General features: G+C 73.4%; 22 protein-coding genes and 6 tRNA genes. 19 read left to right on the top strand and 9 right to left on the bottom strand.

Annotation, left to right across the window (positions count from 1 at the left end; all coding sequences use genetic code 11):
• The first annotated feature begins 68 nt into the window (after positions 1-68).
• From ACH4N1_RS16640 to ACH4N1_RS16620, 5 genes are all read left to right on the top strand, one after another.
• On the top strand, positions 69-707 hold the full coding sequence (locus tag ACH4N1_RS16640) for a GNAT family N-acetyltransferase (protein ID WP_398097747.1): 639 nt from the start codon (positions 69-71) through the stop codon (positions 705-707).
• Between the two features lie 103 nt (positions 708-810).
• A complete protein-coding gene (cbiE, locus tag ACH4N1_RS16635; protein WP_398097745.1) occupies positions 811-2,049 on the top strand; it encodes a precorrin-6y C5,15-methyltransferase (decarboxylating) subunit CbiE in 1,239 nt (412 codons plus the stop codon).
• Positions 2,050-2,395: 346 nt separating this feature from the next.
• Entirely contained in the window at positions 2,396-6,400 is a 4,005-nt protein-coding gene (cobT, locus tag ACH4N1_RS16630; protein ID WP_398097743.1) for a nicotinate-nucleotide--dimethylbenzimidazole phosphoribosyltransferase, read from the top strand.
• A gap of 138 nt (positions 6,401-6,538) precedes the next feature.
• Positions 6,539-7,771, top strand: coding sequence for a uroporphyrinogen-III C-methyltransferase (gene cobA, locus ACH4N1_RS16625; RefSeq protein WP_398097741.1), 1,233 nt, complete (start codon positions 6,539-6,541; stop codon positions 7,769-7,771).
• Between the two features lie 78 nt (positions 7,772-7,849).
• Positions 7,850-8,668, top strand: a complete 819-nt coding sequence (locus tag ACH4N1_RS16620; protein WP_398097739.1) for a TrmH family RNA methyltransferase — start codon at positions 7,850-7,852, stop codon at positions 8,666-8,668.
• On the opposite strand, the gene ACH4N1_RS16615 is transcribed toward ACH4N1_RS16620, so the two are convergent.
• Positions 8,635-10,071 (bottom strand): protein kinase, encoded by a 1,437-nt coding sequence (locus ACH4N1_RS16615; protein ID WP_398097934.1) that lies wholly within the window; start codon positions 10,069-10,071, stop codon positions 8,635-8,637. The genes ACH4N1_RS16620 and ACH4N1_RS16615 overlap by 34 nt on opposite strands.
• A gap of 597 nt (positions 10,072-10,668) precedes the next feature.
• Between ACH4N1_RS16615 and ACH4N1_RS16610 the strand changes: the two genes are divergently transcribed.
• From ACH4N1_RS16610 to ACH4N1_RS16600, 3 genes are all read left to right on the top strand, one after another.
• Entirely contained in the window at positions 10,669-10,851 is a 183-nt protein-coding gene (locus ACH4N1_RS16610; protein ID WP_398097738.1) for a hypothetical protein, read from the top strand.
• 330 nt (positions 10,852-11,181) lie between these two features.
• The gene (locus ACH4N1_RS16605) at positions 11,182-12,117 is read left to right on the top strand and encodes a phosphotransferase family protein (protein ID WP_398097736.1); all 936 of its coding nucleotides are present in this window, start codon (positions 11,182-11,184) and stop codon (positions 12,115-12,117) included.
• Between the two features lie 81 nt (positions 12,118-12,198).
• Positions 12,199-12,486, top strand: coding sequence for a zf-TFIIB domain-containing protein (locus ACH4N1_RS16600; protein ID WP_398097734.1), 288 nt, complete (start codon positions 12,199-12,201; stop codon positions 12,484-12,486).
• 55 nt (positions 12,487-12,541) lie between these two features.
• Here the strand turns inward: ACH4N1_RS16600 and ACH4N1_RS16595 are convergent.
• From ACH4N1_RS16595 to ACH4N1_RS16575, 5 genes are all read right to left on the bottom strand, one after another.
• Positions 12,542-12,613 (bottom strand) — tRNA-Val (locus ACH4N1_RS16595).
• Positions 12,614-12,650: 37 nt separating this feature from the next.
• Positions 12,651-12,722 (bottom strand) — tRNA-Val (locus tag ACH4N1_RS16590).
• Between the two features lie 19 nt (positions 12,723-12,741).
• Positions 12,742-12,813 (bottom strand) — tRNA-Val (locus ACH4N1_RS16585).
• A 1-nt stretch (position 12,814) separates the two neighbouring features.
• Positions 12,815-12,888 (bottom strand) — tRNA-Cys (locus ACH4N1_RS16580).
• A 38-nt stretch (positions 12,889-12,926) separates the two neighbouring features.
• Positions 12,927-12,999: transfer RNA gene (locus tag ACH4N1_RS16575), tRNA-Gly, on the bottom strand.
• A gap of 177 nt (positions 13,000-13,176) precedes the next feature.
• Here ACH4N1_RS16575 and ACH4N1_RS16570 point away from each other — a divergent pair.
• From ACH4N1_RS16570 to ACH4N1_RS16560, 3 genes are all read left to right on the top strand, one after another.
• A complete protein-coding gene (locus tag ACH4N1_RS16570; protein WP_398097732.1) occupies positions 13,177-14,220 on the top strand; it encodes a chorismate-binding protein in 1,044 nt (347 codons plus the stop codon).
• Positions 14,217-15,038, top strand: coding sequence for an aminotransferase class IV (locus tag ACH4N1_RS16565; RefSeq protein WP_398097731.1), 822 nt, complete (start codon positions 14,217-14,219; stop codon positions 15,036-15,038). Before ACH4N1_RS16570 ends, ACH4N1_RS16565 begins: the two co-directional genes overlap by 4 nt.
• 78 nt (positions 15,039-15,116) lie before the next feature.
• Positions 15,117-15,935: a GNAT family N-acetyltransferase gene (locus ACH4N1_RS16560; protein ID WP_398097729.1), complete on the top strand. Its 819-nt coding sequence runs from the start codon at positions 15,117-15,119 to the stop codon at positions 15,933-15,935.
• Positions 15,936-15,941: 6 nt separating this feature from the next.
• Here the strand turns inward: ACH4N1_RS16560 and ACH4N1_RS16555 are convergent, their stop codons facing one another.
• Positions 15,942-16,484: a DsbA family protein gene (locus ACH4N1_RS16555; protein WP_398097727.1), complete on the bottom strand. Its 543-nt coding sequence runs from the start codon at positions 16,482-16,484 to the stop codon at positions 15,942-15,944.
• Between the two features lie 235 nt (positions 16,485-16,719).
• Here ACH4N1_RS16555 and ACH4N1_RS16550 point away from each other — a divergent pair, with 235 nt between their 5' ends.
• Complete coding sequence (locus tag ACH4N1_RS16550; protein ID WP_398097726.1) at positions 16,720-17,166, top strand: hypothetical protein; 447 nt, start codon at positions 16,720-16,722, stop codon at positions 17,164-17,166.
• Between the two features lie 221 nt (positions 17,167-17,387).
• Positions 17,388-17,540, top strand: coding sequence for a hypothetical protein (locus ACH4N1_RS16545; protein ID WP_020128804.1), 153 nt, complete (start codon positions 17,388-17,390; stop codon positions 17,538-17,540).
• A 61-nt stretch (positions 17,541-17,601) separates the two neighbouring features.
• On the opposite strand, the gene ACH4N1_RS16540 is transcribed toward ACH4N1_RS16545, so the two are convergent.
• Positions 17,602-18,162 carry a CGNR zinc finger domain-containing protein gene (locus ACH4N1_RS16540; protein ID WP_398097725.1) on the bottom strand — a complete coding sequence of 187 codons (561 nt, stop codon included), beginning with the start codon at positions 18,160-18,162 and terminating at the stop codon, positions 17,602-17,604.
• Positions 18,163-18,439: 277 nt separating this feature from the next.
• The gene (locus tag ACH4N1_RS16535) at positions 18,440-18,853 is read right to left on the bottom strand and encodes an SsgA family sporulation/cell division regulator (protein WP_004002642.1); all 414 of its coding nucleotides are present in this window, start codon (positions 18,851-18,853) and stop codon (positions 18,440-18,442) included.
• A 191-nt stretch (positions 18,854-19,044) separates the two neighbouring features.
• On the opposite strand from ACH4N1_RS16535, the gene ACH4N1_RS16530 reads away from it, so the two are divergent.
• From ACH4N1_RS16530 to ACH4N1_RS16505, 6 genes are all read left to right on the top strand, one after another.
• Positions 19,045-19,503, top strand: coding sequence for a TIGR02611 family protein (locus ACH4N1_RS16530; RefSeq protein WP_398097723.1), 459 nt, complete (start codon positions 19,045-19,047; stop codon positions 19,501-19,503).
• 81 nt (positions 19,504-19,584) lie between these two features.
• A tRNA-Val gene (locus ACH4N1_RS16525) sits at positions 19,585-19,656 on the top strand.
• A gap of 1,174 nt (positions 19,657-20,830) precedes the next feature.
• Positions 20,831-22,120: an ABC transporter substrate-binding protein gene (locus ACH4N1_RS16520; RefSeq protein WP_398097722.1), complete on the top strand. Its 1,290-nt coding sequence runs from the start codon at positions 20,831-20,833 to the stop codon at positions 22,118-22,120.
• A 14-nt stretch (positions 22,121-22,134) separates the two neighbouring features.
• Positions 22,135-23,091: a carbohydrate ABC transporter permease gene (locus ACH4N1_RS16515; RefSeq protein WP_398097720.1), complete on the top strand. Its 957-nt coding sequence runs from the start codon at positions 22,135-22,137 to the stop codon at positions 23,089-23,091.
• Complete coding sequence (locus tag ACH4N1_RS16510) at positions 23,088-23,963, top strand: carbohydrate ABC transporter permease (RefSeq protein WP_398097717.1); 876 nt, start codon at positions 23,088-23,090, stop codon at positions 23,961-23,963. The genes ACH4N1_RS16515 and ACH4N1_RS16510 overlap by 4 nt, the downstream gene beginning before the upstream one ends.
• A gap of 10 nt (positions 23,964-23,973) precedes the next feature.
• Complete coding sequence (locus tag ACH4N1_RS16505) at positions 23,974-24,588, top strand: hypothetical protein (RefSeq protein ID WP_398097715.1); 615 nt, start codon at positions 23,974-23,976, stop codon at positions 24,586-24,588.
• The last annotated feature ends 87 nt before the right edge of the window (positions 24,589-24,675 follow it).

The raw sequence follows: 24,675 nt of genomic DNA, 5'->3' as shown, positions 1-24,675 counted from the left end.
AGCAGTTCAGCGGGCCTGACGGCCAACCAGGTCGGACCCTGACGGTTTCGAAGGTTACGGAGCGGCGCATGACGAGCACCTTCCCCAGCATCTCCATCAGCACGGAGCGGTTGGTGCTGCGTCCCCTCGACGAGGACGACGTGCCCGCACTGGCCGAGATGATGAACGACGAACAGGTCACGGCCTGGACCTCCGTCCCCCAGCCCTTCACCGCCGAGAACGCCCGCGCCTGGATCACCGAGTACGCCCCCGCCGAACGCACCTCCGGACGCGGACTCGACCTCGCCGTCACCGAGTTCCTCACCCAGCGGCTCGTCGGCGTCATCCAGCTCGGCAGGACCAACTGGCACGTACGGTCCACCGAACTGTCGTACATCATCGCCCCCTGGGCCCGCGGCGAGGGCTACGCCTCCGAGGCCGCGCTCGCCACCGCCCAGTGGCTGCTCACCGACCAGAAGCTCGAACGCATCGAGCTGCGCACGGCCGCCGACAACACCGCCTCGCAGCAGGTCGCGCAGAAGATCGGCTGCATCAGCGAAGGCGTCCTGCGCGGCGCCTGCATAGCGCGCGTGCGCGCCGACGACGGCACCTGGAGCGAGGCGCGCACCGACTTCATCGTGTGGAGCCTCCTCCCGGAGGACATCGAGGGCGCGGGGGAGCACCTCACGGAGAGCGGCGGCTACCCGTCGTACGGCGACTGGAACTGACCTCCGGACGCCGCACCGACGCCGCCCGCCCCGTACGACCAGGTACTCTCACGGAACCCCGCCAGCCCCGCCAGCCGCGCAGACCCACGGGAGACATACGACGATGGCCGACCGCGTCACGGTGATCGGCTGGGACGGCTCGCCGCCGACCGCCGCCGCCCGTTCGGCCCTGGGTGCCGCCACCCTGGTGGCCGGTGCCGCCCACCACCTGGCACTGCCCGAAGTTCCCCCCGCCGCCGAACGCATCCGCCTCGGCAGCGTCGCCCTCGCCGCCCGCCGCATCGCCGGCCACCGCGGCACGGCCGTCGTCCTCGCCGACGGCGACCCCGGTTTCTTCGGCGTCGTACGGACCCTGCGCGCCCCCGAGTTCGGCCTGGAGGTCGAGGTCGTCCCGGCCGTCTCCTCCGTCGCCGCCGCGTTCGCCCGCGCCGGCATGCCCTGGGACGACGCCCAGGTGGTCGTCGCGCACCGACGCACCCTGCGCCGGGCGGTGAACGTGTGCCGGGCCCACCCCAAGGTCGCCGTCCTCACCTCACCCGGTGCCGGCCCCGCCGAGCTGGGACTGCTCATGGAGGGCGTCCACCGCACCTTCGTCGTCTGCGAGGAACTCGGCACCGACCGCGAACAGGTCAGCGTCGTCACCTCCGAGAAGGCCGCCGACCACACCTGGCGCGACCCCAACGTCGTCATCGTCATCGGCGGCACCACCGGCACGCCGCCGGCGGGCGACGGCGGCTGGATCGCCGGCCGCGACCCGGGCACCGGCCCCCGCGGCTGGACCCTGCCCGCCGGGGAGTACGGCGGCGGACTGGGCGAGGGGGAGGCGGAACTGCTGCGGGCGGCCCAGCTCGCCCGGCTCGGACCGCGGGTGGGCGACCTCGTCTGGGACATCGGCTGCGGCAGCGGCGCCTTCGCCACCGAGGCCGCGCGGGCCGGGGCGGCCGTCATCGCCGTCGACCGAGCCCTGGAGGCGTGCGCCCGCACCGACGCCGCCGCGCGCCGCTTCGGCGTCCAGCTCCAGATCGTCCGCGGCACCGCCCCGCACGTCCTGGAGGACCTGCCCGAACCGGACGTCGTCCGCGTCGGCGGCGGGGGAGCGGCCGTCGTCTCGGCGGTCGCCGACCGCCGCCCGCAGCGCATCGTCACCCACGCCATGACCCGCGACGCCGCCGAACGCGTCGGCCGCGACCTGACCGAGCACGGCTACCGCGTGCAGTGCGCGCTCGTGCAGTCCGTCGAACTCGACACGCGGGCCTGGACGGAGACGGAGCGGAGCGTCGCGTTCCTGCTCAGCGGGGTTCTGCCGGACCGTTCGGACCGACCCGGTCCGCCCTCCCCGTGATCCTGTCGTCCTGCCGCGCGCGGTAGGCTGGCCGATCGTCGTACCGCATTCGGGCACCCGGCTTCTCCTCGGTCGATGTCCGCAAAACGCGTCTGTTCCGGGGTGGGTGTGGTACGGCAGAACCTGAGGGCGCGCAACGTGGCGCAGTCCACAGCGGAGCGTCGCGGATCAAGCTGTCGCGACGCGGCAACGGCCGCGACAATGCCACTGAATGGCTTTGTCGTCTTTTCCGGGCGGGTCGTTCGTGCCGCTGGGCGCGGACGCTCGTTCTTCACCACGGGGCGGTCGGTGCGCCGTTCCGGGTGAGCTGGTCGTAGGAGCACTAACCGATGGGCGAGGGGTACGCATGACCGACACCGGCCAGGTTCCGGGCGAGGGACTGCCGGAGAACGCAGGCATGGTGGATCAGCAGGGCGTCCCCGCGCCCGGCGCGTACACCTACCTCTCCGAGACCACCGCCCAGGACGAAGACCTGCTGCTGCTGCCCGGCGCCCAGAGCGCCTGGGGCAACGAGGTGGCGCCGCCCGCGCCGGAGCCCGTGGTCGAGGCGGTGCACGAACCCGGCCCGCACGAGACGGCGGGCCGTGACACCGGCTCCGTCGACCTCGGTGCCGTCCGCCTCCCGAACCCGTCGGCGCCGCCCGCGGCACCGCGCCGCCCCCTGCACCTCGGCCCGCCCATCCCCGACACCTCCGCGAGCCCGGTCCGCTCCCTCGCCGACCGCGGCCCCGCGGGCGCACCGGTACGCCACCCGGGCACGCCCGCCTCCGGGCCGGAGTACCTCGACGTCCAGCACCTGCGCGACATGCCTCCGCAGGGCGCGGCGCCGTGGGGCGCGCAGCCCGCCGCCCAGACGCAGGCCGTCCCGGGGGCGTCCCCCGCGGAAACGGTTGCCCCGGCGGCTCAGCAGCCCGAGCAGCGGGGCGCGGCCCAGGCGGTCATGGACCGCCTGGCCTCGGAGACGGGCGCCCCGCAGCCCGAGGACCCCGCGCGGACGCCCCGGACACCGGAGGCCGCCGGGCCCGCGGCCGCCGAGGCGACCGTGCCCACGGCCCCGGTGCCGCAGCCGGCGGACCCGGCCCGGACCTCCGACGCCGTGCCCGGCCCGGGCCCGGAGCCGGTGGCGCAGGTACCCGAGCCCGCGCCGGACGCCTCGGCGCCCGGGGCTCCTCAGGGGCCCGACGCTTCCCGGACCCCCGACGCGGACGCGGTCCCCGCCGCCGAGGCGGCACCGCCCGCCGAGGCGGTCGAGGCGCCCGCGGAGGTGCCGGCGCCCGGGACTCCGGCGCCCGCCGCGACCCCCGAGGCACCCGCCGCCGAGATCGCGCCGACTCCGCAGGCCCCGGCGGCCGCCGAAGCCGTCGTTCCTCAGGCCCCGGAGGCCGCCGTACCCGTCGCCCCTCAGGTTCCGGAAGCTCCCCAGGTGCCCGAGGCCGTCGTCACGCCGGATCCCGCGCAGGAGCCCCCGGCAGGCCTGACCCCGACCCCGGACGCCTCCCAGGCGGCCGGAGCCGTACCCGCCCCGGGCCAGGCGCCCGAGCACGCGGTCCCCGCGCCGGAGGCGGCCGCGCCCGCGCCGGAATCGGCCGCGCCGCTGCCCGAGCCGGTGACCGTCGTGCCCGCGCCGGAAGCCCCCGCGCCGGAAGCCCCCGCGCCGGAAACCCCCGCCCCGGCACCGGACGTCGTCGTGCCCGGCCCGGTACCCCCGGCCGCCGAGACCCCCGCCCCCGAGGCCGCCCTCGCCGAGCCGGCCCCTGCCCAGCAGCCGGGCCACCAGGCGGTCCAGCAGCCGGGCCATCAGCCGGAGTCCGAGCAGACGGCCCCGGAGCACACCGGGACGGAATTGCCCGCCGAGCCCGCCCCGAGCGCCCGGCCCGCCGAATCCGCCCTGGACGCCTTCCTCGCCCAGCCCGCGCAGGACGTCCACCTCGCGCAGGACGTCCACCCCGCCCCGGCCGCGCAGCAGCAGGAGCACCCGCAGGACCCCGTCCACCTCACGGAGGACCCCGCGTCCCAGAGCCCGGACGCCTCCGGTTCCGTCGTGGCGACGGCCCAGGACGCACCGCAGGCGGACCCGACGCCTGCCGCTCCCGCCGCGGCGGTCCTCCCGCCCACGGAGCACGTCCCTTCCCCGGAGCCCCAGCCGCACCAGCCGCTGGGCCAGTTCGTGCCGGTGGAGGGCACGGTGCCGACCACCCCGCACCTCGCTCCCACCCCGCCGCACGCCCTCGTGCTCCCCACCGACGACGAGCCGCTGACCCCCGAGGTCACGCCCGAGGCAGCGGCGCCCGAGGCAGCCGTGGTCGAGGTGCCCGCACCCGAGGCGGCAGTGGCCGAGCAGGCGTCCCTTCCCGAGGCGACCCCGGCCGCGCCGCCCGCCGTCGCCCCGCCGGCGGACATCCCCGCCCCCCGCGAAGCGGACCCCGCTGCCCCGGACCCCGCCGCCCCGGACCCCGCCGCCCCGGACCCCGTCGCCGTGGAGGCCGACCCCGTGCAGGAGCCCGACCCGCAGGCCGCGCAGAACGCGGAGGAACCGGAGGCCCCGGAGGACCCGGACACCGGGGCCACCGACCAGGAAGAGAGCACGGCCGCAGTGGAAGAGGTACGGGAGTCCACCGGCCCCGCCGCCCCCGCGTACGACGATGCCGAGCGCGAAGCCGTCCTGAAGGTCATGCGCGAGCGCCGGGACATCCGCAACGGCTTCCGCAGCGACCCCATCCCGCACGAGGTGCTGCTGCGCGTCCTGGAGGCCGCCCACACCGCGCCCTCCGTCGGCCACTCGCAGCCCTGGGACTTCGTCGTGATCCGCTCCGCCGAGACCCGGCGCGCGATGCACGAGCTGGCGATGCGGCAGCGGGACGCCTACGCGAAGTCCCTGCCCAAGGGCCGGGCCAAGCAGTTCAAGGAACTGAAGATCGAGGCCATCCTCGACACGCCGGTGAACATCGTCGTCACCGCCGACCCGACCCGCGGCGGCCGCCACACCCTGGGCCGCCACACCCAGCCCCAGATGGCGCCGTACTCCTCCGCGCTCGCCGTGGAGAACCTGTGGCTGGCGGCCCGCGCCGAGGGCCTCGGCGTCGGCTGGGTCAGCTTCTTCGACGAGCGCGAGATGGTCCGCGCCCTCGGTCTGCCCGAACACCTCGACGTCGTCGCCTACCTCTGCGTCGGGTACGTCGACGAGTTCCCGGACGAGCCCGAGCTGATGCAGGCCGGCTGGGCCAAGCGCCGTCCCCTGTCGTGGGTCGTCCACGAGGAGACCTACGGCCGCCGCGCGCTGCCCGGCGAGGACCCGCACGACCTGCTCGCCGAGACCGTCGCGGGGATCCGCCCGCTGGACGCCAAGGCGCTCGGCGAGGCCTGGGAACGGCAGAAGCGCATGACGAAGCCGGCCGGCGCGCTCGGCATGCTGGAGATCATCTCCGCGCAGCTGTCCGGGCTGTCCCGCCAGTGCCCGCCGCCCATCCCGGAGCCCGCGGCCGTCGCGATCTTCGCCGGCGACCACGGGGTGCACGCCCAGGGCGTCACCCCCTGGCCGCAGGAGGTCACCGCGCAGATGGTGGCCAACTTCCTCGGCGGCGGCGCGGTCTGCAACGCCTTCGCGAACCAGGTGGGCGCCGAGGTCTGCATCGTGGACGTCGGCGTCGTGGCCGACCTCCCGGCCACCCCCGGCCTGCTGCCCCGCAAGGTCCGCGCGGGCACGTCCGACATGACGACCGGCCCCGCGATGTCCCGCGAGGAGGCCAAGCAGGCCATCGAGGTCGGCATCGAGACGGCCCGCGACCTGGTGGCGGCCGGCAACAAGGCCCTCCTCACGGGCGAGATGGGCATCGCCAACACGACGGCCTCCGCGGCCCTCATCTCGGTCTTCACCGGCGCCGACCCGGCCGAGGTCACCGGCCGCGGCACCGGCATCAACGACGAGACCCTCGCCCGCAAGACCGAGGTCGTCCGCCGCGCCCTGGAACTCCACCAGCCCGACCCGGCCGACCCCATCGGGGTGCTCGCGGCGGTCGGCGGCTTCGAGCACGCGGCGATGGTCGGCCTCCTGCTGGGCGGCGCGTCCCTGCGCACGCCCGTGATCCTGGACGGGGTGAGCGCCGGCGCCGCCGCACTGGTCGCCCGCGCGATCGCCCCCGAGGTCCTCGCGGCCTGCATCGCGGGCCACCGCAGCGCCGAGCCCGGTCACGTCGCCGCCCTCAACAAGCTGGGTCTGCGCCCCCTCGTCGACCTCGACCTCCGCCTGGGCGAGGGCACCGGCGCCCTGCTGGCCCTTCCGCTGGTCCAGAGCACGGCACGGGCGATGCACGAGGTGGCGACCTTCGACTCGGCGGGAGTGACCGAGAAGTAGGACGCCCCCGAGGTCGGGGGCATGCGCTCCTGCATGCCCCCGACCCCGCCGTACGCTGAACGCACCTCTAAAATGCGCACGTCAGGGCCGCTCCAGAGCCGCAGCGCCCGCCTCCGCCCGTTCGAGGAGCCGCCCCTCATGGCCGAACACCCCGCCTACCCCGTAGGCCTCCGCCTCACCGGCCGCCGCGTGGTCGTCGTCGGCGGCGGCCAGGTCGCCCAGCGACGCCTGCCGGCCCTGATCGCCGCGGGCGCGGACGTCCTCCTCGTGTCCCCCGAGGCGACCCCCTCCGTCGAGGCGATGGCGGACGCGGGTGAGATCACCTGGGAGCGTCGGGTCTACGCCCCCGGCGACCTCGCCGACGCCTGGTACGCCCTGATCGCCACCAGCGACCCCGACGCCAACGCCGCCGCCTCCGCCGAGGCGGAGCGTCACCGCGTGTGGTGCGTGCGCTCCGACAACGCCGACGCGGCCACCGCCTGGACCCCCGCGACGGGCCACAGCGAGGGCGTCACCGTCGCCGTGCTGACCACGGACGCCAAGGGCCGTGACCCCCGGCGCACCGCGGCCATCCGCGACGCGGTGGTCGAGGGACTGCGCGACGGCACCCTGGTCGCGCCCCACCACCGCACCCGCACCCCTGGCGTCGCCCTCGTCGGCGGCGGCCCCGGCGACCCCGACCTGATCACGGTCCGCGGCCGCCGCCTCCTCGCCGAGGCGGACGTCGTCATCGCGGACCGCCTCGGCCCGCGCGACCTCCTCGCCGAACTCCCCCCGCACGTCGAGGTGATCGACGCCGCGAAGATCCCGTACGGGCGGTACATGGCCCAGGAGGCCATCAACAACGCGCTGATCGAGCACGCCAGGCAGGGCAAGTCGGTCGTCCGGCTCAAGGGCGGAGACCCGTACGTCTTCGGCCGCGGCATGGAGGAACTCCAGGCCCTCGCCGAGGCCGGCATCGCCTGCACGGTGGTCCCCGGCATCTCCAGTTCGATCTCCGTCCCCGGTGCGGCCGGCATTCCGGTCACCCACCGCGGGGTCGCCCATGAGTTCACCGTGGTCAGCGGCCACGTCGCCCCCGACGACGAGCGTTCCCTGGTCGACTGGCCCTCCCTCGCCAAGCTCACCGGCACGCTGGTGATCCTGATGGGGGTCGACAAGATAGGGAAGATCGCGGAGACGCTGATGGCGCACGGCAAGCCGGCCGGCACGCCGGTCGCGCTCGTCCAGGAGGGCACGACGGCGGCCCAGCGCCGCGTCGACGCGACCCTGACGACGGTCGCCGAGACGGTCCGCACCCAGGAGGTCAGGCCGCCCGCGGTCATCGTCATCGGTGAGGTCGTCGGCGTCGGCCTGCCGGCCCCGGCGTGACCGCCGGTACGTAACCCCCGGTAACGGACCCCTGTCAGGCCGTTGGCACCGCACTCAGGACAAGGCAGTATCACCGCTGTGGCCGATCTCATCACCATCGAGGATCCCGACGACCCGCGCCTGCGCGACTACACCGGCCTGACCGACGTGGAGCTGCGCCGCAGGCGCGAGCCCGCCGAGGGCCTGTTCATCGCCGAGGGCGAGAAGGTCATCAGACGGGCCAAGGAGTCCGGCTACGAGATGCGCTCGATGCTGCTGTCCGCCAAGTGGGTCGACGTCATGCGCGACGTCATCGACGAGCTCCCGGCCCCGGTCTACGCCGTCAGCCCGGAGCTCGCCGAGCGGGTCACCGGCTACCACGTCCACCGTGGTGCCCTGGCCTCCATGCAGCGCAAGCCGCTTCCGGCCGCGGCGGAACTCCTGCCCACCGCCCGCCGCGTCGTGATCATGGAATCGGTCAACGACCACACCAACGTCGGCGCGATCTTCCGCTCCGCGGCGGCCCTCGGCATGGACGCGGTCCTGCTCTCCCCGGACTGCGCCGACCCCCTGTACCGCCGCAGCGTGAAGGTCTCGATGGGCGCGGTCTTCTCCGTGCCGTACGCCCGCCTGGACACCTGGCCCAAGGGCCTGGACCCGGTCCGCGAGGCCGGCTTCACGCTGCTCGCCCTCACCCCCGACGAGAAGGCCGGCAGCCTGGACGAGGCGGCGCCCCACACCATGGACCGGGTCGCGCTCATGCTCGGCGCGGAGGGCGACGGCCTCTCCACCCAGGCCCTGGTCGCCGCCGACGCGTGGGTCCGCATCCCCATGTCCCACGGCGTCGACTCCCTCAACGTGGGCGCCGCGGCCGCCGTCGCCTTCTACGCCGTGGCGACGGGCCGCCCGTCGGCATAGGCTCCGTCCGCCCTCGCGGGCGACCGCCCGCCGGGCCCGCCACCGGCCTCCCGCACGTCCGCCTGTGCCTGGTGCCGGTGCCGTACGACGTCGTTCTCGTCGCCGAGTCCCCGGGCCGGGCCCTGACAGCCCTGGACGACCGCGATGCCGAGCGCCACGAGCAGCGTCACCACGACGAAGACGAACAGCCGCTGCCGCAGCAGCCGCGGATTGGCGGGCCGCAGCCCGGTGCCCGTGGCGCGCGGTGTCCGTCGGCCGGTCCCGCTGCGCGGCGCGGGTCTGCCGCCGCTGCCGGAACGGGTGTTGCGGGAGGAGCCCGTGTTCCGGGAGGAGCCCGTGTTCCGCGAGGCCGGGGTCGGCCGGGCCCCCGAACGGGACGAGGGGGTGCCGCCGCCGCGCGAGGGCGTCCCGCCCCTGGGCGGCACGGTCCCGCGTGAGGACGGCACCCCGCCGCGGGACGGCGGCGGACCGGGCTGCCGCAGTGTGCGCTCCGGGTAGCCGGTGTCGGCCAGCCGCCCGGTGGCCCGGTCGGCCTCGCCCGCACGCGGTGCGGGCGGCCGCACCTCGGCCGGACCGTGGGCCTCACGGGCCGCGATCTCCTTCAGCCGCAGCGAGAGGTCGAGCGTGCTGGGCCGCTCCTGCGGATCCTTCGCCAGACAGGCCTGGATCAGCGGGGCCAGGGCGTCGGGGACGCCGTGCAGATGGGGCTCCTCGTGCACCACCCGGTACAGCATCACCTCGGAACTGCCGTGCCCGAAGGGGGAGTCGGCGGTCGAGGCGTAGGCGAGGGTGGCGCCGAGCGAGAAGACGTCGGTGGCCGGCGTGACGAGCGCACCGCGCACCTGCTCCGGCGCGAGGAACCCGGGGGAGCCGACCGCCGTACCGACGTGCGTGAGCGTGGAGGCACCCGTCGCCCAGGCGATGCCGAAGTCGATGATCCGCGGGCCCTTGGGGGAGAGCAGGATGTTCGAGGGCTTCAGGTCCCGGTGCACGACCCCGGCCTCGTGAACGGCGACGAGCCCCTCCGACAGGGCGGCCCCGATCGACGCCAGCTCGGCCGCCCCGAGGGGACCGTCGTCGGCGACCTTGTCGTGCAGCGAGGGGCCGGGCACGTACTGGGTGGCGAACCACGGCCGGTCGGCGTCCAGGTCCGCCGCGACCAGCCGGGCGGTGCACCCGCCCCGGATCCGCCGTGCCGCCGACACCTCACGCGCGAACCGCGACCGGAACTCCTGGTCCTCGGCCAGATCGGGCCGGATCACCTTCAGCGCGACCCGCTGCCCCTTCTTGTCGGAGCCCAGGTAGACGACGCCCATCCCGCCCGCGCCGAGCCGTCGGTGAAGCTTGAACGAGCCGACGACGCGCGGGTCCTCGCGCCTCAGGCGCATCATCGCCATGTTCATCCCCGCTGCCCGGTCCGTGTGACGTGGCACAGCTTACGTTTCCACGGCCGCTCGCGCGCAGAGGCCGCGCCCTCTCGGTCCCACCGATTGTCCGTGCCGGGCAGCGGACGTGAAGAGGGGTCAGCGACCCGGCGGGCAGGCTCACTTCGCTTTTCCCGTGATCACAACCGCCGGTCGCGGAAGGGGGATTGACCCCTTGGGGGCCGACCGGACGCAGAGCGCCGCCGACGCCGGCGGGACGGCGCCAACCCCTGACGGGGCGACCGGTCGAGCGGGCCGCCGGGTGGGGACCGGGGTGCCCGCAGGGGTGACGGAAGTGAGCGAAGTCACCCGGTGAGGACAGTTGGGGAAAACCGGCCCGCACCGGGCACCCCCTCCGGGAAGACCCCGAGAGCCGTGACCACGTCTCCACCCAGGGGAGTACTCCGCAGGTCACGGCTCATCCTCCGGGAGGCCCGGCAATCGGTACGAGGGCATGACGCCCGGCGCCCGCCGCACGCCTAGATTGGAGGTCGAGCGGCGGGTGCAGCACTCGTCCCCCGAGGTCAGACACCCGCCGCTCGCCAAGGACAACCGAGAACGGTCAGGAGAGGGACCATGGCCCACACGGCACCGCGGACGCACCTCCGCACCGCGCGACCCCGCCGTACGGGCCGCCGCCACCCCCTGGTGGCGACGGTCATGGCCCTTCCCCTGGCGGTCCTGCTCCTCGTCGTCTTCGACGGCTGGGAGACAGTGGCCACACAGGCGTCGTCCGTGGGTGCGATGCTGGGGCGCTGAGCGGCGACCCCAGGCCCGGAAGAGCGGTCCGGGCGGGGACATCCATCCATGAAACCCCGTGGGGACGGGGGTGCGGCGGACGGCAAGAAATGCCGGCGCAGCTGGGGAGCTGCGCCGGCATTGCCGTTTCGGAAACCACCCACAACGCGCCCCGCCCGGCGAGCCCCGCCCGTCCGGCGTTCGAGGACGCGTCCCGTTCAGGGCCGAAGCGGGGGTCTGGGGGCGGCAGCCCTCAGGGACGGGAAGGGGCGGCGGGGGCGAGAGACCCGCTCACCCACAGCAGCACCCCCGATACCCTGCGGGGCAGACCCGCACCGCCCCAGGAGCCCTGTGCCCACCCACCCCCTGCTCGCCGGACTCACCTCCCGCGCCCGAGCCCACGCGCACACCCGCACCCCCGCCTGCCCCTGCGGGGCGGCCACCCTCGCCGACCGCCCCGACGCCACCGTCGTCCGCCACGCCGACACCGTCGCCAAGGCCCACGCCCCGGACACCGACCCCGCCGCCCTCGTCCCCCGCCTCACCGCCGCCGCCCGCCTCCCCGACATCCTCCTGCCCCCGCTCACCCCGACGCCCACCGTCCTGGACACCCGGCTCGTCACCTTCTGGCCGTACGGCGCCCCCGTGGACCCGCAGGACCCGGACGCCGCCCCCTGGGAAGCCGCCGGCAGCCTCCTCGCCCGCCTCCACCGCACCCCCGCCCCGACCCCGCTGCCTCCGATGCGCGGCCCCGCCAAGGCCGCCCGCGCCGTGGCCCGCCTCCGCGGGGCGGGGGACCGCCCCGGGGCCGGCCCCGTCCTGGACGCCTGGGCCCGCCTGCCCGCCTGGGCCCGCGGCGAGGCCCCGATGCCCGACGACACCACCGTCTGCCACGGCGACCTCCACCTCGGGCAACTGGTCCGCCACCCCGCCCCCGACGGCCCGTGGCGCCTCATCGACGTCGACGACCTGGGCGTCGGCGTCCCCGCCTGGGACCTGGCCCGCCCCGCCGCCTGGTATGCCTGCGGGCTGCTCCCGCCCGAGGAGTGGACCCGCTTCCTGTCCGCCTACCGGCAGGCCGGCGGCTCCGCCGTCCCCGCCGACGGCGACCCCTGGCCCGCCCTCGACGTCCCGGCCCGCGCCCTCACCGTCCAGACCGCCGCCCGTGCCCTCACCAAGGCCCTCGCCGCGGGCAGGGAACTGGACGAGGTCGAGCGGGCCCTCGTCGACGCCTGCGCGCGCATGGGCCCGGTACCGGCCCCGTCGGCGCCGGACTCCGCGCAGTAGGGTGCAACCGACCGCAGCGGGACAGAGTCTGTCCTGGTGACAGGCGAAGCAGGACCGACCGGCGAGGAGTTGAGCCGAAACATGCAGTGTCCGAAGTGCCACGCACCGATGCACACGTACAACCGCAACGGCGTCCAGATCGAGCAGTGCAGCAACTGCCGGGGAATCTTCCTCGACTACGGCGAGCTGGAGGCGCTGACCCGCGTGGAGTCCCAGTGGACCCAGCAGGCCCCGCCGCCCCCGCCCGCCCCGCAGGGGTACCCCGCCGCCCCGGCCGCTCCCGCCTGGGGCGCCCCGCACGGCGGTCACGGCGGTCACTACGGGCACCAGCGCCACAAGAGCTTCGGGCACATGCTCTTCTCCAGCTGAGCCGCGCACACGAAGGAGCCCCCGACCGCGCTGGGCGGCCGGGGGCTCCGGTGCGTGGACGATACTGGGATTGAACCAGTGACCTCTTCCGTGTCAGGGAAGCGCTCTCCCGCTGAGCTAATCGTCCTCGGGAATGATCACGGCCAGGGACCGTGGATGCTGCGTGCGCGATACTGGGATTGAACCAGTGACCTCTTCCGTGTCAGGGAAGCGCTCTCCCGCTGAGCTAATCGCGCGGGGGATCCGAAGATCCAGTGGACGATACTGGGATTGAACCAGTGACCTCTTCCGTGTCAGGGAAGCGCTCTCCCGCTGAGCTAATCGTCCTTGGAGGTGGAGACGGGATTTGAACCCGTGTAGACGGCTTTGCAGGCCGTTGCCTCGCCTCTCGGCCACTCCACCAGGAGTGTAGGGGACCGGGAAGTCCCCTTCTTCCTTCGAGCGGACGACGAGGCTCGAACTCGCGACCTCAACCTTGGCAAGGTTGCGCTCTACCAACTGAGCTACGTCCGCCTGTCGTTTCGGCCCGCTCGCGCGGCCCGGCGACGAGTTGAACTCTAGCGGATTCCGGGGCCAGTACAAAAACGCGTTTGTGCAGCGTGCTGCGCTGCGTCCCGCCGAGCGCCCGCCCGGGCCACCGCCGGGACGTCCCCGGGCCACCCCCGGGACACCCGCCCTAGACTCGGCACCGTGCTCCACCTCCCTCCTCTCGCCCGCTTCGGTGACCGCGTCGCCACCGGCCTCCTCGACGTCACGGAAGACCCTCAGGCCCTGGAATCCACCGGTTTCTGGGCCGTCTCCGCCGATTTCGAGGGCCGTCTGGTCTGCGCCCGCTTCGCCGACGTACGGGTCGAGCCGGTGCCCGCTCCGGTGCCGGGGGAGTGGCGGGGGCCCGCGGCCGGTGACTGGACGTCGTCCCTGGACCGCGCGGCGTACACGGCCGGGGTGCGCCGGATCCGTGCGTACATCGCGGCCGGCGAGGTCTACCAGGCGAACCTGTGCCGGGTGCTGTCCGCGCCGCTGCCCCACGCCGCCGACCCGGACGCGCTGACGGCCCTGCTCGCCCGCGGCAACCCGGCGCCGTACGCCGGAACGATTCGGCTGCCGGGGCACGGGGTCGAGATCGCCACCGCGTCCCCGGAGCTGTTCCTGCGGCGGGACGGGCGGGTCGTGGAGTCCGGGCCCATCAAGGGGACCGGACGCACCGAGGCGGACCTCCTGGAGAAGGACCACACCGAGAACGTGATGATCGTGGACCTGGTCCGCAACGACCTCGGCCGGGTCTGCGCCACCGGCAGCGTCACCGTGCCCGACCTGTGCGCCGTGGAGAAGCACCCGGGCCTGGTCCACCTCGTGTCCACGGTCCGCGGCGAGCTGCGCGAGAACGCCGGCTGGCCCGAACTGCTCGCCGCCGCGTTCCCGCCGGGCTCCGTCACCGGCGCCCCCAAGTCCAGCGCCCTGCGGATCATCGACGAACTGGAGACGGCGCCGCGCGGCCCGTACTGCGGCGGCGTCGGCTGGGTCGACGCCGACCGGGGCACCGGCGAGCTGGCCGTCGGCATACGCACCTTCTGGATCGACCGCGAGGCCGGCGCCCTGCGCTTCGGCACCGGAGCCGGCATCACCTGGGGCTCCGACCCCGAGGCGGAGTGGCGGGAGACCGAGCTGAAGGCGTCCCGGCTGCTCGCGGTAGCGTCGGGGACGTACGAGGTGAGTGGAGAGGGACTGACGTGAAGATCTGGCTCGACGGCGGGCTGCAGGACAGCGAGTCCGCCCGTGTCTCCGTCTTCGACCACGGACTGACCGTGGGCGACGGCGTCTTCGAGACCGTGAAGGCGGTGGACGGCGGGACGTTCGCGCTCACCCGGCACCTCGACCGGCTGACCCGCTCCGCGCGCGGTCTCGGCCTGCCCGACCCCGACCTCGACGAGGTCCGCCGCGCCTGCGCCGCCGTCCTGGCCGCGAACCCGATGCCGCTCGGCCGGCTGCGCATCACCTACACCGGCGGCCACGGGCCCCTCGGCTCCGACCGCGGCGAGGACGGGCCGACCCTCGTCGTCGCCCTCGGCGAGACCGGCCGCCGCCCCGACTCCACGGCCGTGGTCACGGTCCCCTGGACCCGCAACGAGCGCGGCGCCCTCACCGGTCTGAAGACGACGTCGTACGCCGAGAACGTCGTCGCCCTGGCCCGCGCCCACCGGCACGGCGCCAGCGAGGCGCTGTTCGGCAACACGGTCGGCCGGCTCTGCGAGGGCACCGGGTCGAACGTCTTCGTCGTCCTGGACGGCGAGATCCACACCCCGCCGCTCGCCTCCGGCTGCCTCGCGGGCATCACCCGCGAGTTGACCGTCGAGTGGACCGGAGCCAAGGAGACCGACCTGCCGCTGGACGTGCTGGAGCGCGCCGACGAGGTCTTCCTCACCTCCACCCTGCGGGACGTCCAGGCCGTGCACCGCGTCGACGGCCGCGAACTGCCGGGCGCCGCGGGGCCCGTGACCGCCAAGGCGATGCGCGTCTTCGACGAGCGGGCGGCCGACGACCTGGACCCCTGAGCTCTCCGGCCGTCGTTCTCCCCGCCCGCTCCGGTTATTCGGCTGACCCGAGGCGCGCCGGCGGGTAGAACACCCGTGATGACCACGACCCTGCGGCCGACCGAGCCGCTCCAGCGCAGCGCCGACGGGGCGCTGTCCCGCCGCTTCCAGGTGTGTGTGAACAGCCGCCCCGTCGGCGCGGTCCACCTCTCGACCCATCCCGACTTCGGTCCGGCGGTCGCCCGCATCGACGATCTGCGCGTCGAGGAGGCCGACCGCGGGCGTGGCCGGGGCGCGGTCGCCGCGCTCGCCGCCGAGGAGGTGGCGCGCGGCTGGGGCTGCCGGAGGATCGAGATCCGGGTGCCCGCCGAGGCCGAGGCCGCCCTGCGCCTGGCGCACGCGCTCGGGTACGCCCACCGCAACCGCGGGATGGAGAAGCCGCTCGGCACCGTCCCGCCCCGGCTGCCCGACGGCAGCCGGGCCAGACCCATGACCGAGGCCGAGTTCGGGCCCTGGCGCCGGCGGGGCGTCGTGGAGTACGCGCAGGACTGGATCGACCGCGGTGTCCCCGAGGAGGAGGCCTGGGCCAAGTCCCGGCGGGACAACCTGCTGCCGCGGGGCGTGGCCACCGAGGGCATGCTGTTCAGCATCCTGGAGCACGAGGGCGGCCGGGTCGGCACGCTGTGGATGTCCTTCGCCGGCGACAAGGCCTTCGTCTTCGACGTCGAGACCGACGAGTCCTTCCGCGGCCGGGGCCACGGCCGCACCCTGATGCTGCTGGCCGAGGCCCAGTCGATCGCCGCCGGCAAGCCCGTCATCGGTCTCAACGTCTTCGAGGGAAACACGCCCGCCGAGCGCCTCTACGACTCACTCGGCTACGTGCCGGTGGGGTACTCCCTCTACAAGCAGTTGCTCTGAGACGCCTCAGCCCTGCCCGGCCAGCAGCCGGTTCGCGATCTCCTCGACGCGCTCGCGGAGCCCCTCCTGGCTCTTGCCGCCGTCGAGGCGCTCGCCGCCGATGACGTACGTCGGGGTGCCGGTGACGCCGATCGCCTTGCCCTCGGCCTGGTCGGCGTCGACGATCAGGATGTGCCGCCCGTCGATGAGCGCCGTGTCGAACTCCTCGGCGTCCAGACCCAGTTCCCGTGCCACCTCGACCAGGAAGGGTTCTCCCCCGCGGTCCAGTTCCTCGACCCGCGCCAGCACCGCCTCGACGTACGGCCAGCCCCGCCCCTGCTCCGCGGCCTCCTCGGCGGCCTGGGCCGCGGCGAAGGCGTGCCGGTGCTTCTCCAGCGGGAAGTGCCGCAGTCGCGGCTCCAGCCGGTCGCCGTAGCGCTCGCGCAGGGCACGGAGATCGGCCAGGGCGGTACGGCAGTCCGGGCACTGGAGCTCGCACCAGATGTCGAGGACGACGGCGGGAGGGGCGGAATCGGGCGCCGGGACGGCCGCGGGGGAGGAGTCGCTCATGCCCCCAGTCTTCCAGCCCCCGCCCCGGCCCCCCCATCCGGACGGCCCGCACCGCCGCGACGTACGGCGCCCACCGGCACCTGGGGAGGAGCCGACCCGGAGATGTCCCTGATGTCCGGCTGAGGCATGGCCCGGCGGCCACCCGCAGGTGCAGGATGGAGGAGCGAAGTGCCGCTTCCGCAGCGGTGCGGAGCCGTACCGCCTCTGCCCGAGTGTCCCGTGTCTGGAGGACCGGATGATTGCCGAGACCGTGTGTTCCGCCGTCGCCGCGGCCGGCCTGGGCATCGCGGCCGTCACGGCGTACCGCAAGCGTTTCCTGGCGGCGGCCCGGATCGCGGCCTACGCACTGGTGCCCCTCGGTCTGGTGATGACGGGGGTCGTCGAGTGGGCCGCCGACACCGCCTTCAGCCCGACGGCCTGGGCCGGCTTCGGCGTCCTCGGCGCCGCCTGGGCACTGTTCGCGACCACCCGCGCGGTCGAGCGCCGCAGGGGTGGCGGCACCCGCAAGGAGCGCAGGGCGGCGGCGCGCTCCGCACCGGCCGGCGCGGTGGCGCCCGCCGCGTCCGCACCCTCGCTGGGGCAGGGCGCCCGGCCCGCCTCCCGCCCCGCCGCCGCGCCCCGGGCGACCCCCTCGGACGACTTCAGCGACATCGAGGCCATCCTCAAGAAGCACGGCATATGAAGCGGCGCCGACGGCCGGTGACGGCCCGGCACCAGTACGTCACCACGGCTGACGGCGTCTCCCGCGCCAGGACCGCCCCGCGGCGGAAACGACACAGTCGGACCGCACGCGCGCGGAAGTGATCACGGCCGAAACCGACATCACGGAATTCGGCGAACAACCGCTCAATCCGGGCACGCTGATCGCGTACGGTGCGCCGCCTGCGTCATCATCGCCGCGAGATGCTGGACACGACACAGAGTGATGCCGCGCCCCCTCAGGACGAGCCGCGCGGGTGCCTCTTCGCCCTTTCCCAGCCACCGCTGATGATCTTCCTGGCGGTGATCGGGTGTCTGCTGCTCATGGCCTCGCTGCACGACCTGCTGCTGCTCTGAGCCGTACCCGCGGTCCCCGGCGCCACCCGCCGGGGCCGCGTCGGCGTCGCAGGCGGGGGCCTCAGCCCGCCGCCTCCTTGCGGCGCGCCCGGTAGGCGGCCACATGCAGGCGGTTGCCGCAGGTGCGGCTGTCGCAGTACCGGCGTGACCGGTTGCGGGAGAGGTCGACGAAGGCGCGACGGCAGTCCGGTGCCTCGCAGCGCCGCAGCCGCTCCTGCTCCCCGGCCACCACGAAGAAGGCCAGGGCCATCCCGCAGTCCGCCGCCAGATGGTCGGCGATCGAGGCGCCGGGGGCGAAGTAGTGCACATGCCAGTCGTAGCCGTCGTGGTCGGTGAGCCGGGGAGTGGTGCCCGCGGCGGCGACCAGCTCGTTGATGAGCGCGGCGGCGGCGCGGGGGTCCGGAGCCGCGAAGATCCGGGCGAACCGTCCCCGGGCCTTGCGCACCGCGGACAGATCGAACTCGGAGAGCACGCCGACGTCGCTGATCTCGTGCTTCCGCACGAAATCCCCGAGGGTGGCGACATCCGGCAGCCCGTCCGGGGCGGTGTCGTCCTCCGGTGCGGTGTTCACCAGATCCACCACGGCATCGAGCGCACACCGGGTGTCGTGGGTGATCAGCACGTTTCGCTCCCTGGCCTGGAGGGGCGGGCGGGCGCCCGCCGATGCTGGCCGATCGTAGCCGCACCGGGCCGTCCGGCCACCGGTCGGTCGAGACCGGAATCGCGCAGCCGTCCGCCCGGCGGACGGGGGCGGCGGCCACGGGCCCGGCGCGCACGCCGAAGCCGCCCCACGGGTGATCCGTGGCGCGGCGGCGGCGCATGCCCTATGCGGTTGTTGTCCGAGCCCGAGCCGTCTCCCCGAGTGGACGGCGCCGGGCAGCTCGGTGAGAGCCCTCTGCCTAGCTTTCCGCCAGGATGTGCGAGAGCTCCTGATCGAGGTCGAAGTGACGGTGTTCCGTGCCCGGGGGCACGGCCGCGTCCGTCCGCTTCAGGAAGGATTCCAGGGCCCGCGCCGGGGCCTCGAGCAGTGCTTCCCCCTCCGGAGAGCTCAGGGCGATGCAGACGACGCCCTGACCGTGACTGCGCGACGGCCAGACTCGGACGTCGCCGGTGCCCGTGGGCCGGTGCAGGCCCTCCGCGAGGAGGTCGCGGGCGAACACCCACTCGACGGTTTCCTCGGCTCCGGTGTGGAAGGTGGCGTGCACGGCGTAGGGGTCGGCCGTGTCGTACCGCAGGCCTGCGGGGACAGGCAGGGAGGACTCGCTCGACACAACGAGGCGCAGGTGCAGCTCGCAGCTGACCGTGGTGTTCATAAGCGCCAGGGCCTTTCGCTCAGTGTGCGCTCGGGGATTCGCACGTCGGCGAAATCGACATGCCACCTACGGTGCCGTTGTAAACCCCTCTGCGTGGTTTGCGTGCGTTTACGTAACTCTTCCGGCCCAGGGTGTGATCGCGGAGTACCACCATTACGGTGACTCGAATCTCTCGGGTAGGGTTTGGCTGTATGAATACGGGGAGTGACGCTCCGGGCGAGGTGGCCATGGCGGCGAACGACGCGAGGTCGGACGGGGCGGCGGAGCAGCAGGAGAAGGCCCTCGGTTCCCGGGCCCCGGAGTTCATCAGGGCTCGCCGGTTCCTGCATCTGAGCTGGCAGGTCGGGATCTTCGTCGTCGGCCTCGCGGTCGTGGTCGCCGGCATCATCATGCTGCCGCTGCCCGGTCCCGGCTGGGTCGTGATCTTCGGCGGCATGGCGATCTGGGCGACCGAGTTCGTCTGGGCCCAGCTGGTGCTGCGCTGGACCAAACGCAAGGTCACCGAGGCGGCGCAGCGCGCGCTCGATCCGAAGGTCAGACGCCGCAACATCGTGCTGACCTCGATCGGACTCGTGATCATCACGGCCGTCGTCGGCTTCTACGTGTGGAAGTTCGGGGTCGTGATGCCCTGGAAGATCGAGGACCAGTGAACCGCCGCCGAGGCGCGGGGACGGCGACCCGGCCATGGTCACGGGGACCCGCTGACATGCGGTAATGTACTTCCTGCGCCCGGGCGATTAGCTCAGTGGGAGAGCGCTTCGTTCACACCGAAGAGGTCACTGGTTCGAACCCAGTATCGCCCACCCGGTACGGCGGCCCGTCTGCGACACAGCAGGCGGGCCGCCGTCGTGTGTGCGGGCTCTCCTGGACTGCCGCGTCGCCCGGTGAACGCCCGAACGTCCCGCGTCGCGGACGTGGGCGGACATGCCGGGGACGCGGTCGCCGACGGTCCCCGTCGCGGTGGACGGCCCGTGACCGCCGGCCTCGGGCGTGGCCCGCGCCGGCCCTTCCGGGCCCTGCGGCCGGGCCGCCGTGACCGGCCCCTGCGGCCGGTTCCGTGGCCTGGTTGTGCGGCCGGCCTCCGTGTCCCGCCCCTGCGACCTGCTCCCGGCCGCCGGTCCGGGCGTGGCGGTCCTGCGGCCTGCTCTTGGTGGTCGGTCCGGGCGTGGCGGTCCTGTGTGGGGCCTCCGCGGGGTGACGTCAGGTGGGGGCCCTCCGCAGGTCGGCGTGACGGACGCCGCGGATCGACCCGGCGTGGCCGGTCGGCGTCGGGCGGTCCGAGGTCGCGGTGTCCGCGGGGCGGCCCCTGTCCCGCGCTCCGGCGTCGGGGTACCGATCGGAGTGCGGGTCCGGGTTCTGCCGCCCTGACCGGTCAGGGCGGCCGGACGAGCGGTCGATCAGGCGGTCGGCCGGACGGTCGGACGGGTGGACGGGTGGACGGCCAGGCGGTCGGACGGGCGGTCGGACGGGTGGACGGGTGGACGGGTGGACGGGTGGACGGCCGGACGGGGGCAGTCGGGGCGACGGGCGGGATCGATCACGTTCTCCGTCGAGGGTCTGATCGAGATCTGGTCCACGCGCGACCAGGGGCCGACCGGTCCCGTCTCCGCCGCACCTCCGAACACCGGGCCCGAGATCTTCCGCCCCCCGAGCAGGTCACCTGCCCGGCACCGCCCTGCCTCCCTCCGCCCCTTCCGGCTCTCCCGTCCCGCGCGCCAGGCGCATTTCAGCCGCCCGCAGTGACCGCGCGAACCGCCGGTTGCTGTCCGGGTGGCCGAACGGGCGTCCCCGACCTGCGTGTTCGCCCTGCTGACGGCATGGCGCCAGCTCCTCGGTGGCCCGATGCCCCGCGGCTACCGATCGAGAAATTCCTGTCCGAATCATTGACGCTCCCCCCACCCCCTCGTACCTTGTGCCAGCAAGCGCTTTCTTGAAACGATTCATGCAAGCGGCAACGACGCTGCGGGGAGGCCGGCTGTGGGAACCAGCAGGAATGTGGAGAGGCGAACGATCCTGAAGGCGGCGGGGGCCACGGCGGCGACGCTCGGCCTGGCCGCGACCACGGGTTGCGGGGGGAGCGGAGGAGCTTCCTCCGATGGGACGGTGACACTCCGTTACGCGTGGTGGGGCGGCGAGCCGCGCACCATTGCGATCAAGAAGACGATCGCACTCTTCGAGAAGAAGTTCCCGAAGATCAAGATCAAGCCTGAATTCACCGACTACGAGGCGTTCTGGGAGAAGTTCCAGACCCAGGCCTCCGGCGGGAATCCGCCGGACGTTTTCCAGAATGCGGTCGGTTTCCTGCGTAAGTACGACAAGCGCGGCGTTCTGATGGATCTCAAGACGCAGGCGGACGCGGGCAATCTGCGCCTGGAGAACTTCCGCAACGGCGTTCTGGCGAACGGTCAGGTCGACGGCAAGCAGATCGGCGTCCCCGTCGGCGCCAACACCATGGCGCTCGTCATCGACCTCAACGCCTTCAAGAAGGCGGGCGTCGAGGCGAAGTTCGGCTGGACCTGGGACGAGTACTTCGACGCGCTCCAGACGATCCAGGACAAGCTGAAGATCGCCGGCGACACCGGTTACTTCAGCATCATGTACCTCTACGACCTCTACCTGCGCCAGAACGGCAAGGCCTTCTTCACCGACTCCGACCTCGGATTCACCGAGGACGACCTGACGCAGTGGTGGGAGGACGGCTACAAGCGCGTGAAGTCCGGGCTGGTCGCCGATCCGAAGAAGATCGAGCAGGCCAAGCCGAAGTCCGGTCTCTCGGCGGGCCTCGCCGCGTCCGAGTTCACCTGGGACAACTTCTCCATCCGCTACCAGGGCGAGGGCGAGTCGGACTACGGACTCGCGCCGATCCCCACCCAGGACGGCAAGAACACCGGCCAGTACCTCGGCTCGCTGATGCTCAGCGCCTTCTCCGGGACCAAGCACCCCAAGGAGGCCGCGCAGTTCATCGACTTCATGGTGCACGACCCCGAGGTCGGCAAGATCATGGGCTACGACCGCGGCATCCTCGCCACGACCGAGCAGTACGAGGCGTTCACGCCCACCGACGACAACAACAAGGGCGTCAAGGCCTACGAGGAGGAGGTCGCCGCGGCCGGTGTGCTCGGGAAGATCACCCCGCACCCGTCCGGCGCCGACGTCATCGAGGCGGCGTTCCTGCGGCTGGGCGGTGAGGTCGCCCAGGGCAAGTCCAAGCCGGCCGCCGCCGCCAAGGCGCTGTTCAGCGAGGCCAAGGCCGCGTTCGCGGGCTGAGGGGACGTACCATCATGACGCTCGTCAAGGAAGCGCCCGCGCGCTCGGCCGGGAAGCGGTCCGCCGCTCCCGTCGCCGGGCGGCGCGGGCGGCGCCGCGAGAACCTCGCCGGCTATCTCTTCATGTCGCCGTGGATCGCGGGGTTCCTGCTGCTCACGGCGGGGCCGATGATCGCGTCCCTCTACTACGCGTTCACCAGCTACAACCTGTTCACGCCGCCCCGGTGGGTGGGGCTGGACAACTTCACGACGATGTTCCAGGACCCGCGCTGGCAGAAGTCGGTGGAGGTCACGCTGAAGTACGTCGTCGTGGCCACTCCGCTGAAGCTGCTGCTCGCGCTCGGCGTCGCGCTGCTGCTCGCGCAGAAGCGGCGCGGCCAGGGCCTGTACCGGGCCGCGTTCTACATGCCCTCGCTCATCGGCGCCAGCGTCTCCGTGGGTTTCGTGTGGCGGGCGCTGTTCTCGGACGACGCGGTCGTCGACCGCACGCAGAAGATCTTCGGTCTCGACGTGGGCGGCTGGATCGGCAACCCGGACTACGTCCTCTACGCGCTGGTGGCCCTGAGCATCTGGCAGTTCGGCGCGCCCATGGTCATCTTCCTGGCCGGCCTCAAGCAGGTTCCGCGGGAGCTGTACGAGGCCGCCGAGGTGGACGGGGCCGGACCCTTCCGCAGGTTCTGGAACATCACGCTCCCGATGATTTCCCCGGTGCTGTTCTTCAACGTGCTGCTGGAGTCCATCCACGCGTTCCAGGTGTTCGGCTCCGCGTACGTCGTCTCCGACACCCGGTGCGGGCCCGCCGACGCCACGCTCGTCTACACCTGCTACCTCTACCAGAAGGGCTTCAAGGAGGCCCAGATGGGCTTCGCCTCCGCGATGGCCTGGACGCTGGTGGTCGCGGTGGCGCTCGTCACGGCGGTCCTGTTCTGGTCGCAGAAGAAGTGGGTGCACTACGAGGAGGCCGCCAAGTGACCACCGCCACCAGCCCCGCCGCGCGCACCGCGGACGAGCGGCGGCGCACCGGATCGCTCGCCTGGCACGTGGGCGCGCTCGTCATCCTCGCGGTAGTCCTGTATCCCGTGATCTGGGTGGTCGGCGCCTCGTTCAAGCCGAGCAAGGACATCATCGCCAGCCTCGACCTGCTGCCCACCGAGCCGGTCTGGGCGAACTTCTCCGGACTCGCCGACGGCATCTCCGGCATCTCCATCAGCAGCTTCTTCGTCAACTCGCTGATGTACGCGGTCCTCGCCGTGGCCGGTGTCGTGGTGTCCAGCTCGCTGACCGCGTACGCCTTCGCCAAGATCCGGTTCGCCGGGCGGAACCTGCTGTTCACGCTGATGATCGGCACGCTGCTGCTGCCGTACCACGTCCTGCTCATCCCGCAGTACGTGATGTTCCGCAACCTGGAGCTCGTCGACACGCTGGTGCCGCTCGTCGCGGGCAAGTTCCTGGCCACGGAGGCGTTCTTCGTCTTCCTCATGGTGCAGTTCATGCGCGGGCTGCCGCGCGAGCTGGACGAGGCCGCCAAACTCGACGGCTGCGGCCACCTGAGGACCTACTGGTCCATCGTGCTGCCGCTGTGCCGGCCCGCCCTCATCACCAGTGCCATCTTCACCTTCATCAACGCGTGGAACGACTTCATGGGGCCGTTGATCTACCTCAACACCCCCGAGAAGTACACCGTCTCGCTCGGCCTGATGATGTTCCGCGACCAGGAGGGCATCTCCAACTACGGCAGCATGATCGCGATGTCGCTGGTGGCGCTGGTGCCGGTCATCGCCTTCTTCATGGCCTTCCAGCGCTATCTCATCGACGGCATGGCGACGTCCGGGCTGAAGGGCTGAGGCGGTCACCATGGCGCAAGCACGCGTGAAGGACCGCGCCCCGCGCAAGGAGCGCCCGCGCAAGGAGTCCGTGTTCGGCGAGCGCTTCGCGGTGTTCGCCGAGTGCCTGCTCACCGGCGTGTGGATCGCCGTGGCCTGTCTCGGGGTCGTCACCTACCCCGCCGCCCTCGCCGCCGGCGCACGGCACCTGCGACGGCGTACGCGCCATGAGGGCGGCGGCCTGCGGGAGTTCGTCGCGGACTTCCGGGCCGCCCTGCGCCACGGGTGGGCCGTCGGGCTCGCCGGGTGGGCGGCGGCCGCCGCGGTCCGGTTGGACGTCCAGGCCGCGCGGGCCGGGCTGCCCGGCGGGCCGTTCGTCGGGGCCGTCGGTCTGTTCGCACTGATCGGGCTGGTCGTGGCCCTGCTGCGGGCGGCCGCCGTATGGACGCCGGAAGACTCCTGGCGGACCCTGCTCGCGGACGCCGGACGCCGGACGGTGCTCGACCCCGCGGGGTCCTTCCTGATCGTCTGCGGGCTGGGCGTCATGGCGCTGTCCGCCCTGTTCGTCGCGCCGCTGGCGGTTCCCGTGCTGGGGGCCGTCGCGGCGGCGGCCGTCGCCGTCGAGGAGCGTCACCGGCACCGCTGACGGGCGGTGCCCCTCTCCGGGCCGGCGCCCCGGGCGCCGGACCTCGATCTGTCATGCCCCTGACCACCCCCTGCATTCCGCACGGAA

The organism is Streptomyces sp. NPDC017202, assembly GCF_044331705.1.
GTDB lineage: Bacteria > Actinomycetota > Actinomycetes > Streptomycetales > Streptomycetaceae > Streptomyces.
Note: the sequence above shows the minus strand (reverse complement) of the source record. Positions and strands in the feature narration are given on the sequence as shown.